Annotated in this window: 9 protein-coding genes; 5 read left to right on the top strand and 4 right to left on the bottom strand. The window is 67.0% G+C overall.

What is annotated here, in order from left to right; genetic code table 11:
• Positions 1 to 6: 6 nt before the first annotated feature.
• A complete protein-coding gene (locus tag HMPREF3113_RS10805; protein ID WP_070472243.1) occupies positions 7 to 3,018 on the bottom strand; it encodes a TonB-dependent receptor in 3,012 nt (1,003 codons plus the stop codon).
• Between the two features lie 421 nt (positions 3,019 to 3,439).
• On the opposite strand from HMPREF3113_RS10805, the gene HMPREF3113_RS10800 reads away from it, so the two are divergent.
• Positions 3,440 to 4,717: a sugar MFS transporter gene (locus HMPREF3113_RS10800; protein WP_046273074.1), complete on the top strand. Its 1,278-nt coding sequence runs from the start codon at positions 3,440 to 3,442 to the stop codon at positions 4,715 to 4,717.
• Positions 4,718 to 4,726: 9 nt separating this feature from the next.
• Here HMPREF3113_RS10800 and HMPREF3113_RS10795 read toward each other — a convergent pair whose 3' ends face one another.
• A complete protein-coding gene (locus tag HMPREF3113_RS10795; protein WP_046273075.1) occupies positions 4,727 to 5,734 on the bottom strand; it encodes a LacI family DNA-binding transcriptional regulator in 1,008 nt (335 codons plus the stop codon).
• Between the two features lie 342 nt (positions 5,735 to 6,076).
• Between HMPREF3113_RS10795 and HMPREF3113_RS10790 the strand changes: the two genes are divergently transcribed.
• Positions 6,077 to 8,608, top strand: a complete 2,532-nt coding sequence (locus HMPREF3113_RS10790) for a glycoside hydrolase family 3 protein (RefSeq protein WP_070472240.1) — start codon at positions 6,077 to 6,079, stop codon at positions 8,606 to 8,608.
• A gap of 132 nt (positions 8,609 to 8,740) precedes the next feature.
• Here the strand turns inward: HMPREF3113_RS10790 and rho are convergent, their stop codons facing one another.
• Both rho and trxA read right to left on the bottom strand, forming a co-directional pair.
• Positions 8,741 to 10,531, bottom strand: coding sequence for a transcription termination factor Rho (rho, locus tag HMPREF3113_RS10785; RefSeq protein WP_019183508.1), 1,791 nt, complete (start codon positions 10,529 to 10,531; stop codon positions 8,741 to 8,743).
• Positions 10,532 to 10,753: 222 nt separating this feature from the next.
• Positions 10,754 to 11,083 (bottom strand): thioredoxin TrxA, encoded by a 330-nt coding sequence (gene trxA / locus HMPREF3113_RS10780; protein ID WP_019183509.1) that lies wholly within the window; start codon positions 11,081 to 11,083, stop codon positions 10,754 to 10,756.
• Positions 11,084 to 11,642: 559 nt separating this feature from the next.
• On the opposite strand from trxA, the gene rhlB reads away from it, so the two are divergent.
• From rhlB to ftsX, 3 genes are all read left to right on the top strand, one after another.
• Positions 11,643 to 13,355 carry an ATP-dependent RNA helicase RhlB gene (gene rhlB / locus HMPREF3113_RS10775; protein WP_070472235.1) on the top strand — a complete coding sequence of 571 codons (1,713 nt, stop codon included), beginning with the start codon at positions 11,643 to 11,645 and terminating at the stop codon, positions 13,353 to 13,355.
• Between the two features lie 105 nt (positions 13,356 to 13,460).
• Positions 13,461 to 14,147: a cell division ATP-binding protein FtsE gene (gene ftsE / locus HMPREF3113_RS10770; protein ID WP_019183511.1), complete on the top strand. Its 687-nt coding sequence runs from the start codon at positions 13,461 to 13,463 to the stop codon at positions 14,145 to 14,147.
• Complete coding sequence (ftsX, locus tag HMPREF3113_RS10765; RefSeq protein ID WP_070472232.1) at positions 14,144 to 15,094, top strand: permease-like cell division protein FtsX; 951 nt, start codon at positions 14,144 to 14,146, stop codon at positions 15,092 to 15,094. The genes ftsE and ftsX overlap by 4 nt, the downstream gene beginning before the upstream one ends.
• Positions 15,095 to 15,096 lie beyond the last annotated feature (2 nt).

Below are 15,096 nucleotides of genomic sequence, written 5' to 3'. Positions count from 1 at the left end.
GCCGACTCAGAACTTGTAACGGACGCCGAACATGTACCGCGGGCCGGTCTGGGTGGCGTAGCGCAGCATGTTGGTGTGGCGCGAGTAGGTGCGCATGGTCTCGTCGCTCAGGTTGATCGCTTCCAGGCTCAGGGTCAGCTGCTCGCTGACCGCGTAGCTGATGTTGAGATCAAGCTGGCCGTAGGCTTCGGTGTAGTTCGGGTTGGGGCCCTGGCCGCCGATGCCGTTGAGGAACTTGTCGCGCCAGTTGTAGGCCGCACGCACCTGCCAGGCGTTCTTGTCGTAGAACAGCACCGCGTTGGCAGAATCGCTGAGGCCGATCATCGGATACTGGTCGCCCAGGCTGAGGTTGTCGAAGGTCAGGCCGGACTTCACCTTGGTGTAGTTCGCCGCGACGCCAAAGCCGGACTGGCCGAACAGATGCTGCACGGCCACTTCCCAACCCTGGAGGTGGTCCGAACGCTGGTTGGCCGGCAGGGTGACGTCAAACCCGGCAATCGGATCACCCGGCTGGCCGACGATGCTGCCGGTCTGCTGCCCTGCGGAATTGACGCCGGTGGAGGTCACGCCCGGGTCGCCGGCATGGTTGGTGAAGATGTAGTTGCGGATGCACACCGTATCGGTGGCCACGCAGCCCGATGCCAGTGCCTCGTTCCAGTAGGCGCCGCCCACGGGGGTGTGCAGGCTGCCTGCATCCTCACGCGCGATCGTATTGCTGATGAAGTTCTTGATGTTCTTGCGGAAGAAGCCGACCGAGGCGTAGCTGGCCTCTCCGTAGTACCACTCCAGCGAGAGATCGAAGTTGTCCGAGAGCAACGGCTCCAGTGCCGGGTTGCCACGCGAGCCGGTGCCGCCCTGGGTGCGCACGATGTTGTCCAGACGCTGCCCGCTTTCGATCTGCGTCCAGCCTGGACGGCCGAGACTGCGGCTGTAGCTGCCGCGCAGCGCCAACGATTCGCTCAGGTCCAGCTTCAGGTCGAGATTGGGCAGGATGTAGTCGTACTTGCCCTTGCCACCCACGAAGGCGCCTTCGTCGGCGTAGGTGATGTTGAACTCGTTGAGCGAATTCCAGCTGATGGAGGTCGGGACGCGCACCAGCGCCTGCGATTCCACCTCGGTTTCTTCGTAGCGCACACCCGCGGCAATATGCAGCGGCATGTTCCAGTCAAAGGTAGTGCGGTATTGCAGGTAGGCGCTCTTGGACGTTTCCGTGGTGCGGATGTCCTCGGAGTATTCCGTCGGGGCGACATAGCAGGTGGGGCAGGCCGGTTCCACGCCATTGGCCACCTGGGCGGCACGATCGCGCAGGCGGTCGAAATCGAACACCAGGAACTGGCCCGTCAGGCGCGGATCGTTGTGGCCGGAGAACGCCTTGAAGTACTTGGCCATGTCATCGGCGTACCAGATGCTGTCATCGTAGTCCGCAGGCGTACCGACGCCGCCCCAGCTGTCTCGCTGCATGATGGCCGCCGCCGAGCGGTTGTCCACCTTGGTGTGGCCCACGCCGAAATCCAGCGCGGAGTAGTCGGCAAAGCGGAACACGCCCTTGGCCTGCAGCTGCTCCACTTCAGACTTGTTGTAGCTGTTCTGGAAGACCGAGCCGGTCACCAGGGCATCCGATGCCTGGATGCCGCCAGGAGGCAGTGCGATGTTGATGATGGGGAGGTCGCCGCTGTAATCGACCGTGGTCTTGCCACGCACGTAAGCGGCGACGCCAAGCACGCCCGCCGAGCCGTAGGGGCCATCGGGCTGCGATTCGGCACTGGCGCGGTTGTAGTCGAAGGTCATGTCCAGCGCGTCGTTGACCTCCCACTCGACGTTGAAGCCTACCGCTTCCATGTTGTTCTTGGTCGCCAGCTTCATGCCGCCCATGGCCACGTCGCCGTTGACCACGTCTTCGCTGTAGACGATCGGCGCGGCAACCGGGCCGTTGGTCCAGGTGCTGTCGCCGGGGCCGTAGTTGAACCACACCGACAGTTCGCTGCGCTGCTGCTGGACCTTGTTCTCGACATAGGTGTAGTCCAGCGTGGTGGTCACGTTGTCCAGCGGCTTCCACTGGAACGTGGCCTGCCCGTTGGTGCGCTGGCGCTGTACCGCATTGACGTTGTAGGCCGAGTTCTGCGGGCGGCCATAGATATCATCGGGGCCCGGGCGGTTGGTGATCCGGTCGGCATAGCCCGTGCCGGGTTGTGGCAATGCCCGCCAGTCGGTGGTGTCGCTGCCACGAAGCGTCGCCCAGCCTTCGGCAACGGTCGCCTGGTTGAAGCCGGAATCGCGTTCCTGGTGGCTGGCACTGAGTGCAACGCCGAAGCGTCCGTCGGCGTAGGTCTGGCTGAAGATGCCCGACAGCTCACCGGTGATGTTGGACCCTTGCAGCGTGCGCGGCACGTTGTCGTTGGAGGTGTCGTGCACCGCCTTCAGGCCCAGGCTGACGACCGGCGCCGCCTCCAGTGGACGCAGCGTCTTGATGTTGATGGTGGCACCGATGCCGCCGGTCGGATTGTCGGCGCGGGTGGTCTTGTAGACCTCCACGGCCGAAATCGATTCGGAGGCGATGTTCGCAAAGTCGAACGATCGCGAGCCGTTCAGGCCGGCACCGCCGTTGCCGAGGTTGGACGCCGGCATCTGCCGGCCGTTCAGGAGCACCAGGTTGTAGTCCGGGCCGATGCCGCGGACGGTCACCTTGGAGCCCTCGCCGCTGGAGGTACGGTCGATCGACACGCCGCTGATGCGCTGCAGCGATTCGGCCAGGTTGGTATCCGGGAACTTGCCGATGTCCTCGGCAACGATGCCGTCGACCACGCCCTGGCTGTCGCGCTTGAGGTTCATCGACGAGGTGAGGCTGCCACGGATGCCGGTGACCTGCACCGCATCCAGCGTGGTGGGGTCGACGCCATTCGGGGCTGTCGTGGAGGTTTCCCGGGCCGCGGGATCCTGCGCCCAGGCCGGGCCGGCCAGGACAGCGAGAAGTGCGGAGGTGAGCATCGCCTTGCGGGGTACGGCCTTGTACGTCTTCATGATGATCCCTCCCCAGGGAATTCGATCGTGGTGGTTCTGCGTTGTGTCGGCGCGGGTTCCAGTGCGCACGGCCCGGATTGGAGCCATGGTTGACAGCGTTGTCAACAAACGACGTCCCCGCTGCGCTTTGCCTGGCCATCGTCACGCGTTCCACGTTGCCTGCACATCCGGCACCTGCGCGGCGGAAGCACTGCAACGCAGGCGTTGTGGCCCGATTTCACCGGGACGTCGGCCGCCGGAAGGAGGATGCACACGCGTTGTGCAGTGCAGAACGAAACTGCGCGAAGTGAATCGCGTGCACGCACCGCAGCATCGCGGGCCACGGACAGCGGATGGCTGACAGCGCTGGACAATCGCGGTCCAAGCAGGTTCCATGTCTGGCCGCCGACTGGCCGGCTCTCCCAATCTGGAAGGACATGCAATGGACACTCCTGCTGCCGTCCGCGGACAACATGTGCAAAGCAATGGCGTTGCACTGGCCGTGGTCACCGCCATCTTTTTCATGTGGGGTTTCCTCACCTGCCTCAACGACATCCTGATTCCGCACCTGAAGGCGGCGTTCGCGCTCACCTGGGTGCAGGCGATGCTGGTGCAGTTCACCTTCTTCGGCGCGTACTTCCTGATGTCGCTGCCCGCCGGTCGCCTGGTCGCGGCGGTGGGCTACAAGCGCGGCATCGTTGCCGGCCTGGCCATCGCCGGTGTGGGCGCGCTGTTGTTCTGGCCGGCGGCACAGGCGCATGTGTATGGCCTGTTCCTCGGCGCGCTGTTCGTGCTGGCCACCGGCATCACCGTGCTGCAGGTCGCTGCCAATCCCTATGTTGCGCTGCTCGGTCCGGAGCAGACCAGTTCCAGCCGGCTGACCCTGGCGCAGTCGATGAACGCGCTGGGCACCACGATCGCGCCGTTGTTCGGCGGCCTGCTGATTCTCTCGGCCGCGCCGCGCACCGCCGATGAACTGGCCCTGCTGCCGCAGGCCGAGGCACTGGCTTACCGCGCCGCCGAAGCGCAATCGGTGCAGCTGCCGTACTTCGGCCTGGCCGTCGCGCTGTTCGTGCTGGCGGTGGCGATCTGGATGTTCCGCCTGCCGGCCATTCCCGGCGTGGAAGGCGCGGCCGCCACCGGCAGTGGCCGCCTGCGCGATGCGCTGCGCCATCGCCACCTGCGCTATGGCGTGCTGGCCATCTTCTTCTACGTGGGCGCGGAGGTCTCGATCGGCAGCGTGCTGGTCAATTTCCTTTCGATGCCCGGTATCGGTGAGGGGCTGACCGAGCAGGAAGCCACGCGCTACGTGTCGCTGTATTGGGGGGGGGCGCTGGTCGGCCGTCTGCTGGGTGCGGCATTGCTGACCCGGCTGGACCCGCGCCGCATGCTGGGGGTCTTCGCGTTGATCGTGATCGCCCTGCTGACGGTGACGATGCTCGGCAGCGGCAACCTGGCCAAGTGGAGCGTGGTCAGCATCGGCCTGTTCAACTCGATCATGTTCCCGACCATCTTCGCGCTGGCCATCGCCCGCCTGGGCACGTTGACCGGGCAGGCCTCCAGCCTGCTGGTGATGGCGATCGTGGGCGGCGCGGTGATCCCGCTGGCGATGGGCTGGCTGGCCGACCATCACGGGCTGCAGGTGTCCTTCCTGCTGCCGATGCTGTGCTACCTGTTCATTGCCTTCTACGCCTGGCGCGGTTCACGCCACAGCCACTGAGGCAGGCGCTCAGCGGCGACGCGGGGGGTGCGTGGATTCGCGCACCAGCACCGCATGGTCGACGGTGACCATGACCCCGGCCTCCGGGGAGCGGATGCGGTCTATCAACTGCTCGGTGGCCAGCCTGCCCATGGAGGCGGTCGGCTGGCGCACGGTGGTCAGCGCCGGGTAGATGTGCCCGGCGATCGGCGTGTCATCGAAGCCGCAGACCGACAGGTCGCGGGGAATGCGCAGGCCGCGCTGCCCGGCGACGCGGAACACCGCGGCGGCCATGTCATCGTTGGCGGCGAAGATCGCGCTCGGCGGCTCTGGCAGGTCCAGCAGTGCATTGGCCGCCTCGATGCCGGATTCGAACGAGAACTGCCCGTTGACCACCAGCGCCGGATCGTAGGCGATGCCGTACTGGCGCAATGCCTGGCGGTAGCCGGCCAGACGCCACTGGCAGGCCCCGTGCGCGCGCGGGCCCTTGATATGGCCGATGCGGCGATGCCCCTGCGCGACCAGATGACCGATCAGTTCAACCACTGCGGTGGTCTCATCCATGCGCACGCCGATGCAGCCGTCCGGATGCCGCGGTGCGATGGACGCATACGGAATCTCATGCTCTTCCAGGTAGGCCAGCACCACCGCGTCATCGGTCAGCGGCGGGATCAGCACCACCCCGTCCGGGCGCGAATTCTCGAACAGCGCAGCCAGGTCGGGCAGGGTGCGGCGCGCCGTGCCGACCGGGCCCAGGATCAGGTTGTAGTGGTGCGCATGGCACGCCTCCAGCATCCCGTTCTGGATCTCCATCAGGTAGTTGCGCGAGGGATTGTTGTAGACCAGCGCCAGTGCATACGAGCGCTGCCCGGCCAGGCTGCGCGCGGAGAGGTTGGGCTTGTAGCCCAGGCGCGTCACGGCGGCCAGCACCCGCTCCCGGGTTTCCGCGCGAACGTTGGGCTCGTTGTTGAGCACGCGGGAGACCGTCTTGATCGATACACCCGCAACGGCGGCGACATCCTCGATACGACTACGCATGGTGCGGGGGTTCCTCTCGGAGGGGCGGGCGGCCAGGTGCCGATGGTAGTGCGCGTGTGTCACATCGATGTTGCCGATGCAGGCGGATGTTGCCATGCCGGCGACGTGCGTGGCGGGTTCGGTTTTTCCATGCCGCGATGCAGCAGTTCAAGCACGGCCTGGACATCATCTCCGGTGGTGATCCCCGCTGCAGCGGGACGCCGTTCGCAAGCGGGGCCGCGGGCGGTTGACAGCGTTGCCATGGGCTTATATGACAGCGCTGTCAGAGAGGGGCGCTGACCGCTGCCCGGCTGCGGTCCCGCCCGTTCCGTTCGCGCGTATTTCATCAGAGGAAGATGTCCAGTGACCAGCTCCAACAAGACGATTCTCGCTACCTGCCTGCTGGCTGCGCTGGCCTCGACGGCCGGTGCCGCACCGGCCACCGGTGAACGCCTCAAGGACTGGCCCCATGTGACCAGCGCGATCGGGCCGGATGCTGCGCTGGAGGCGCGGGTGCAGGAGATCGTGGCGCAGATGACGCTGGCGCAGAAGGTGGGCCAGATGACCCAGCCCGAGATCAAGATGATCACGCCCGACCAGGTCCGCCAGTACTACATCGGCTCGGTCCTCAATGGCGGCGGCTCCTGGCCGGGCATGGACAAGCACGCCACGGTCGCGCAGTGGCTGCAGTTGGCCGATGCGTATCGGGCGGCCTCGCTGGCCACCGATGCGCGCACGCCGATCCCGGTGATCTGGGGCACCGATGCAGTGCACGGCCACAACAACGTCTACGGTGCCACGCTGTTCCCGCACAACATCGGGCTGGGCGCGGCCGGCGACGCCGCGCTGATCGAGCGGATCGGCCGGGCCACCGCACACGCGGTGCGTGCCACCGGCATCGACTGGGTGTTCGCGCCGACGCTGGCAGTAGCGCACGATCCACGTTGGGGGCGCACCTACGAAAGCTATTCCTCCGACCCGCACGTGGTACGCGAATTCGCCCAGGCCTATGTCAGGGGTGCGCAGGGGCGCTTCGGCGACGACGGCAATGTCGTTGCCACCGCCAAGCACTACATCGGCGATGGCGCGACCGACAGCGGCCGCGACCAGGGCGAAGCGCTGGTCGACAAGGCCACCATGATCAACGTGCACGGGCAGGGCTACTACGGTGCGCTTGGCGAAGGCGTGCAGACGGTGATGGCCTCGTTCAACAGCTGGAACGACCGCAGCGGTGGCGTCGACTACGGCAAGATGCACGGCAACAAAGCGCTGCTGACCGGCGCGCTGAAGGAGAAGATGGGCTTCGACGGTTTCGTCGTCTCCGACTGGAACGGGATCGCCCAGGTGCCGGGCTGCCGCAACGACAGCTGTGCGCAGGCGATCAACGCCGGCATCGACATGGTGATGGTACCCGATGACTGGAAGGCCTTCATCGCCAATACCATCGCCCAGGTGGAGAGCGGGGAGATCCCGATGGCGCGCATCGATGATGCGGTCACCCGCATCCTGCGCGTGAAGCTGCGCGCGGGCCTGTTCGATCACAAGCCGTCCGACAGCCGTCATGCCGGTGACGTCGCCGCCGTGCAGCACCGTGAGCTGGCGCGCCAGGCCGTGCGTGAGTCGCTGGTGCTGCTCAAGAACGAGGCCAAGGTGTTGCCACTGCGCCGCGATGCGCGGGTGATGGTGGTCGGCAAGAGTGCCGACAACCTGTCCGATCAGTCCGGTGGCTGGTCGCTGACCTGGCAGGGCACCGAGAACCGCAATGCCGATTTCCCCACTGCCGATTCGGTGCTGGGGGCGCTGCGTGCCGAACTTGGCGCACAGAAGGTTGCCTACAGCGCCGATGCGACGGCGCTGGATCCCGCGCAGTTCGACGTCGTGGTGGCCGTGATCGGCGAGACGCCATATGCCGAAACCAACGGCGACATCCTCGCGTCCGATCCGGTCAGCCACAGCCGTGCCTATCCGCAGGATCTGGCCGTGCTGCGCGCGGCCCAGGCCAGTGGCAAGCCGGTGGTGACCGTGTACTTCTCCGGGCGCCCGATGTACACCAACGACCTGCTCAACCACTCCCAGGCCTTCGTGGCGGCGTGGCTGCCGGGTACCGAAGGCAAGGGCATCACCGACGTGCTGGTGGCTGGCAAGGACGGCAAGCCCGCGCATGATTTCCGCGGGCGGCTGAGCTTCCCGTGGCCGGGCGTGCCGTGCCCGGCGCCGATCGACCGTCCGGATCCGAAGCAGCCGCCGCTGTTCGCGCTCGGCCACGGCCTGAGTTACCGCACCCCGGGCAAGGTCGACCGCCTGCCCGAGGCCAACCCGGACAACTGCGGCGAGGTCACCACGCTGCCGATCTTCAACCGGGCCGACACGCCGCCGTTCGCGCTGCATGTGGCGGCCGCTGGTGCCACCCAGCCGCTGGGCAACGATCTCAACGCCACGTTGCGCTGGCCGTCCGCCGCGCCGGTAGTGCAGGTACGCACCGTGCAGATCAATACCCAGCAGGATGCCAAGGAAGTGACCTGGCTGGCGCCGGCGCAGTTGATCGCACGCAGTTCCTCGCGGCGCAACCTGGGTGCGCTGGCACGCAACCACGGCGCGCTGCAGTTCGATGTGCAGCTGGTGCAGCGCCCGGTGTCGCCGGTGAAGGTGAGCATGCAGTGCGGTACCGGCTGCGAGGGCGGCGTGGATATCGCGCCGGTCCTGGCCACCCTTTCGCCGGGGCAGAAGCAGACCGTGACCGTACCGCTGGCGTGCTTTGCCAAGCAGGGCGTGGACCTGGGTGCGGTGGAAGCACCGTTCGTGGTGAGCGCCGACACGCCGTTTGCGGCGGCGTTTACCCAGGTGCGCGTGTCGGTGAATGCAGACAAGGCGCCGGGCGTGGTGCGCTGCCCGTAGAGCCGGGCTCTGCCCGGCCGGCGTTCGGCGGAGGATGTGTGGAGCCGGCCAGCGGCCGGCACTACCCGGGCACCCTCTCAACGAAAAAGGCCCCGCAGTGCGGGGCCTCTTTCTGTCCGGATGCTGCGCCGATCAGCGCTTCATCGAACCGAAGAACTCGTCGTTGGACTTGGTGTTCTTCATCTTGTCGAGCAGGAATTCCATTGCGGCCATTTCATCCATCGGATGCAGCAGCTTGCGCAGGATCCAGATCTTCTGCAGCAGTTCCGGTTCGATCAGCAGATCTTCGCGGCGGGTACCCGAGCGGTTGATGTCGATCGCCGGGAACACGCGCTTTTCGGAGATGCGACGGCTCAGGTGCACTTCGCTGTTGCCGGTGCCCTTGAACTCTTCGTAGATCACCTCGTCCATCTTGCTGCCGGTATCGACCAGCGCGGTAGCGATGATGGTCAGGCTGCCGCCTTCCTCCACGTTACGCGCCGCGCCGAAGAAGCGCTTCGGACGGTGCAGGGCGTTGGCGTCCACACCACCGGTGAGCACCTTGCCGGAGCTGGGCACCACGTTGTTGTAGGCACGCGCCAGGCGGGTGATCGAGTCGAGCAGGATCACCACGTCCTTCTTGTGCTCGACCAGGCGCTTGGCCCGCTCGATCACCATTTCGGCGACCTGCACGTGGCGCGCAGCCGGTTCGTCGAAGGTGGAGCTGATGACTTCGCCGCGCACGGTGCGCTGCATTTCCGTCACTTCTTCCGGGCGCTCATCGATCAGCAGCACGATCAGGTGCACGTCCGGATGATTGGTGGTGATCGCCGTGGCCACCTGCTGCATCATCATCGTCTTGCCGGCCTTGGGCTGGGAGACGATCAGCGAACGCTGACCCTTGCCCTGCGGTGCCATCAGATCGAGGATGCGGCCGGTGATGTCTTCGGACGAACCGTTGCCGCGTTCCAGGGTGAAGCGCTTGCGCGGGAACAGCGGGGTGAGGTTCTCGAACAGCACCTTGTTCTTGGACGCTTCCAGTGGCTCACCGTTGATGGTGTCCACGATCGACAGCGCGAAGTAGCGTTCGCCGTCCTTCGGGAAGCGGATGCGGCCGGACAGGTGGTCGCCGGTGCGCAGGTTGAAGCGGCGGATCTGGCTGGGCGAAATGTAGGTATCGTCCGGGCCAGCCAGGTAGCTGGCTTCGGCCGCACGCAGGAAGCCGAAGCCGTCGGGCAGGATTTCCAGCACGCCGTCGGCGGCGACGCCGTCACCATGACGGGTCAGCACCTTGAGCAGGGCGAAGATCACGTCCTGCTTGCGGGCACGGGCCACGCCTTCGGAGATCTGCAGCTGCTCGGCGATTTCCAGCAGCTTCTGCGCCGGCATGCGCTTGAGGTCGCTCAGCGAATAGACCGGGAAGCCCTCGGGCACATTGGCCTGCTGGCTGCGCACGAACGGCTGCTGTTCGCCGTTGTCCTGCGGCATGCCGTCATCGTTGTAGCGATCGCCACCGCGGTTGCGGTCACGGCGATTGCGGAAACGGTCGCGGCGGTTGCCTTGGCCCTGACCCTGGCCTTGGCCTTGGTTCTGGCCCTGACCCTGCTGGTACGGGTTCTGCCCGCCCTGCTGGTTCTGGTTCTGGTGCCGGCCATTCTGGTTGCGCTGGCCACCGTCGCCGGTGTCCTGCTGACCACCGCCCTGCGAGGGCGATGCGTCGCCACCGGCAGGAGCTGCCGGCGCCGATGCCTGCGGGGCTGCCGAAGGAGCAGCAGCCGGCGCCGGCGCGTCAGACGCGGCAGCCAGAGGCAGAGCGGGTTGTGAGGGGGGGGAACCTGCCTCGGCAGCGGTGTTGGCGGCGGCCTTGGCGACGCGCGGCTTGCGCACGCGCTTCTCGGCGGGCGCGTCGGCGCTCCCGGGTTCGGAAGTAGTGATATCGGACAAGTGCTGGATTCCTCGCTAGAAGGTGCGAGCGCCCGGCAGGGCGGCGAACGTTGGGAAAGGATCTGGAAGGAAACTGCGTCCAGAAGATGCGGCGCGCGAATGCGGCCGGATATGCCGACACTAACACCGGCTCGCGGCAGCGCGCAAGCCGGGTGGGGCAGGGTCATTCATGCGGGCGATGGGCCCGCGTGGCAGCCGGACGGGGCCGGCTGCCTGCAGCGATCAGGCCAGGGCCTTGTCGAGCATGCCGGCCAGCTGGGCCTTGCCGACGGCACCGATCTGCTGGGCCTGGACTTCGCCGTCCTTGAACACCAGCAGCATCGGGATCGAGCGCACGTGGTACTTGGCGGCCAGGGCACGGTTCTGGTCCACGTTGACCTTGGCGATCTTGGCGCGGCCGTTGTAGGCGTCAGCCAGTTCGTCCAGGGCCGGGGCGATCATCTTGCAGGGACCACACCATTCGGCCCAGAAATCGACCAGCACCGGTTCCTTGGAATTCAGCACTGCGCTATCAAAGTCGGCGTCGCCGACATGTACAACCTTGTCGCTCATCTTGGTTTCTCGTCTGGTAATGCACCCGGCAGGGCCGGAGGAAGTTGAATTTGGGCAACGCCAACCGGGCGTCACCCTCGTCTGGTGCCTCGTGGCCGCGGGCGGCCAGCGGTGCGTTCGGCGGATGCCTGGACGCTCACGGGGCGCAGTGTACCGCTATCGCCGTGACCGGACAGACGCTGGTTGGAAAGAAGCGTCCCGTGATCGCCCCCCTGTCCAAGCGGGGCGGTCACGTCAGATATGTGGCACCACCGGCTTGGGTTCCAGTCCAACGGACGCGGCTGTTCAACCGGCGGCAGGGCCGGTGAACGCGGGGTCCAGGGGCCAAGCCGACGCCGACAGGGCCACCCAGAGGTCCTGATGCCGGGAATTCTCAGAGGATGGTGCGACCGCCGGTCCCGGTTTGGGGCCGACATTGCGCTAAACTGGGGCATTGCGCGGCGCCCTGGACCCAAGTCCGGCCCCGCCAATCCCGGCGCAGGGGCCGTTTGCGACGGTGCCCCCCAAGATGATGCAAGCCACCCGCACCTCTGCCGGCTGGCCTTACCAAGACGGACTCATGAGCGACAAACCGCTGACCGATTTGACCTTCTCCTCCTTCGAGCTGCACCCGGCCCTGCAGGCCGGCCTTGAAGGAGCCGGATTCACCCGCTGCACGCCCATCCAGGCGCTGACCCTGCCGGTCGCGCTGCCCGGCGGCGACGTCGCCGGCCAGGCCCAGACGGGTACCGGCAAGACCCTGGCCTTCCTGGTCGCCGTGGTCAACCGCCTGCTGACCCGTCCGGCGCTGGCCGACCGCAAGCCGGAAGACCCGCGCGCGCTGATCCTGGCCCCGACCCGTGAGCTGGCCATCCAGATCCACAAGGACGCTGTGAAGTTCGGCTCCGACCTTGGCCTGCGCTTCGCGCTGGTCTACGGTGGCGTGGACTACGACAAGCAGCGCGAGATCCTGCAGCAGGGCGTGGACGTGATCATCGCCACCCCGGGCCGCCTGATCGACTACGTCAAGCAGCACAAGGTGGTCTCGCTGCACGCCTGCGAGATCTGCGTGCTCGACGAAGCCGACCGCATGTTCGACCTGGGCTTCATCAAGGACATCCGCTTCCTGCTGCGCCGCATGCCCGAGCGCACCACGCGCCAGACGCTGCTGTTCAGCGCCACGCTCAGCCACCGCGTGCTGGAGCTGGCCTATGAGCACATGAACGAGCCGCAGAAGCTGGTGGTGGAGAGCGAATCGATCACCGCCGCCCGCGTGCGCCAGCGCATCTACTTCCCGGCCGACGAAGAGAAGATCCCGCTGCTGCTGGGCCTGCTCTCGCGCAGCGAAGGCGCCCGCACCATGGTGTTCGTCAATACCAAGGTGTTCGTCGAGCGCGTCGCGCGTTCGCTGGAGAAGGCCGGCTACCGCGTCGGCGTGCTGTCCGGCGATGTGCCGCAGAAGAAGCGCGAAAGCCTGCTCAACCGCTTCCAGAAGGGCCAGCTGGAAATCCTGGTGGCCACCGATGTGGCCGCCCGCGGCCTGCACATCGACGGCATCAAGTACGTCTACAACTACGACCTGCCGTTCGATGCGGAAGACTACGTGCACCGCATCGGCCGCACCGCGCGGCTGGGTGAAGAGGGTGATGCGATCAGCTTCGCCTGCGAGCGCTACGCGATGGGCCTGCCGGATATCGAGGCCTACATCGACCAGAAGATTCCGGTCGAGCCGGTCACCAGCGAAATCCTGACCCCGATCCCGCGCGCGCCGCGTGCACCGTCGCCCGAAGGCGAGGGTGATGCCGAGGGCGACGAGAACGAGAGCGTCGGCCAGATCTTCCGTGAAGCGCGCGAAGCGCGTGCGGCGGAAGAGCAGCGTCGTGGCGGTGGCAGCAGCCGCGGCGGCAAGCCGTCCGGTGGCCGCGGCGAGCGCCGCGCCCCGGGTGAGCGCAGTGCCGATGGCAAGCCGCGCCGTGAGCGCAAGCCGCGCGTGGAAGGCGAGCAGCCGGTGGCTGCCGCCGCCGATGCCGTGGCCAAGCCGCAGCTCACACCGACCGCCGCCCCGTCCGCCGAGGGCAGCCCCGCCGTGGAAGGCGAGCGCGCCCCGCGCAAGCGTCGTCGTCGCCGCCACGGCCGTCCGGTCGAAGGTGCCGAAGGCGCGGCAGCCACCGGCCCGGTGACCCCGGTGCAGGTGACCGCCAAGCCGATGCGCGGCACGCCGGCCGCCGATCCGGGCGCCTCGTTCCTGACCCGCCTGGGCCGCAAGATCCGCCGGATGCTCTCCGGTTCGTAAGACCTGACGGCTGAGGTAGTGCCGGCCGCTGGCCGGCGCTACCGATCAGCCCCCCCATCAGGTTGCCGTTACCTACGCGCCACGCTCGTCCTGCATAATCAGGGGATGAGCGTCCTGCGTTTTGACAATGTCAGCAAACAATATGCCGGCGGCCACCAGGCACTGGTGGACGTCAGCTTCGATGTCGCCCCCGGGGAGATGCTGTTCGTTACCGGTCATTCCGGTGCGGGCAAGAGCACCCTGCTCAAGTTGATCCATCTCGACGAGCGGCCCAGCCGCGGCGCGGTGATCTTCGATGAGCGCAACCTGCTGAAGGTGCGCGGCGGCAGTATTCCACGGCATCGGCGCGAGGTCGGTGCGGTCTACCAGGACCACCGCCTGCTGATGGACCGCAGCATCGCCGAGAATGTCGCCCTGCCGCTGATCCTGCGTGGCACCCGTCGCAACGAGATCGGCAAGCGCGTGCGCTCGGTGCTCGAACGGATGGGCCTGGGCCATCGCGAAAAAGCGCTGCCCTCGCAGTTGTCGGCCGGCGAGCAGCAGCGCGTCGGCATCGCCCGTGCGATTGTCGGCGAGCCCAAGCTGCTGGTCGCCGATGAACCCACCGGCAATCTCGATCCCACGTTGGCGGCGGAAATCATGGCGTTGTTTGCCGAGTTGCCCGATCGCGGCACCAGCGTGCTGGTGGTCAGCCACGATCTGGCCCTGCTGCGACGCATGCGCAAGCGCGTGCTGATCCTGGATCACGGCCGCCTGGTCGATGACATCTCGCCGCAGGACCTGGCCGAATGAATACTCCGGTGACCAAGGAAACCGCCGCGCCCTCGCGCCTGGGCGTGTGGCTGCACCATCACGGCCACAGCGTGGTCTTCAGCCTCGGCCGCGCCTGGCGCAAGCCGTGGGCGACCCTGCTCACGGTGATGGTCATGGCGCTGGCGCTGGCCCTGCCGCTGGGCCTGTCGATCGCGCTGGACAACCTCAAGCACTTCGCCGGCAGCGTGCAGCAGTCGCGCGACATCAACCTGTTCCTCAAGACCGATGCCGGTACCGATGCGGCCCGCCAAGTCGCCGAGACCCTGCGCGGCCGCGCCGATGTGGCCAACGTCACCGTGCAGACCCCGGAGCAGGGCCTGGCCGAGCTGCGCGAAAGCGCCGGGCTCGGCGAAGCGATCGATGCGCTGCACGACAACCCGCTGCCGACGCTGCTGATCGTGACCCCGGGCGAGGGCGCCGATGACGCGCGCCTGGCGCAGTCGCTGGAAGCCCTGCCGCAGGCCGACCTGGTGCAGCACGATGCACTGTGGCGCAAGCGGCTGGATGGCTGGCTGGGTTTCGGCACGCGCCTGGTGCAGGTGTTGTCGGTGCTGCTCGGGCTCGGTGCCGCGCTGGTGGTCGGCAACACGGTGCGCCTGGATATCCAGGCCCGCCGCGATGAGATCGGCGTGCTGCAGCTGCTCGGTGCCAGCGATGGCTTCATCCGTCGCCCGTTCCTGTACCTGGGCGCGTGGTACGGCCTGGGCGCCGGCGCGGTGGCGCTGGCCCTGATCGGTGCCGCCGGGCTGGCGCTGCGCCCGCCGCTGGCCGCGCTCTCGCAGAGTTATGGCAGCCCGTTCGTGCTGCATGGTCTGGACCTGCTGCATTCCTCGTTCGTGCTGCTCGGCACCGTGGTGCTGGGCTGGCTGGGCGCCTGGCTGGTGACGGGACATTTCCTGCGCCAGACCCGTCCCACCGAAACCTGAGC

This window comes from Stenotrophomonas sp. HMSC10F06, assembly GCF_001807865.1.
Classification (GTDB): Bacteria; Pseudomonadota; Gammaproteobacteria; order Xanthomonadales; family Xanthomonadaceae; genus Stenotrophomonas; species Stenotrophomonas bentonitica_A.
The sequence above is the reverse complement of the archived record's forward strand: the minus strand, read 5'-3'. Positions and strand labels throughout refer to the sequence as shown.

Bases quoted from the DNA above. Each gene is read 5' to 3' on its own strand.
- HMPREF3113_RS10805 (WP_070472243.1), bottom strand. From the start codon at position 3,018: ATGAAGACGTACAAGGCCGTACCCCGCAAGGCGATGCTCACCTCCGCA.
- HMPREF3113_RS10800 (WP_046273074.1), top strand. From the start codon at position 3,440: ATGGACACTCCTGCTGCCGTCCGCGGACAACATGTGCAAAGCAATGGC.
- HMPREF3113_RS10795 (WP_046273075.1), bottom strand. From the start codon at position 5,734: ATGCGTAGTCGTATCGAGGATGTCGCCGCCGTTGCGGGTGTATCGATC.
- trxA (WP_019183509.1), bottom strand. From the start codon at position 11,083: ATGAGCGACAAGGTTGTACATGTCGGCGACGCCGACTTTGATAGCGCA.
- rhlB (WP_070472235.1), top strand. From the start codon at position 11,643: ATGAGCGACAAACCGCTGACCGATTTGACCTTCTCCTCCTTCGAGCTG.
- ftsE (WP_019183511.1), top strand. From the start codon at position 13,461: ATGAGCGTCCTGCGTTTTGACAATGTCAGCAAACAATATGCCGGCGGC.
- ftsX (WP_070472232.1), top strand. From the start codon at position 14,144: ATGAATACTCCGGTGACCAAGGAAACCGCCGCGCCCTCGCGCCTGGGC.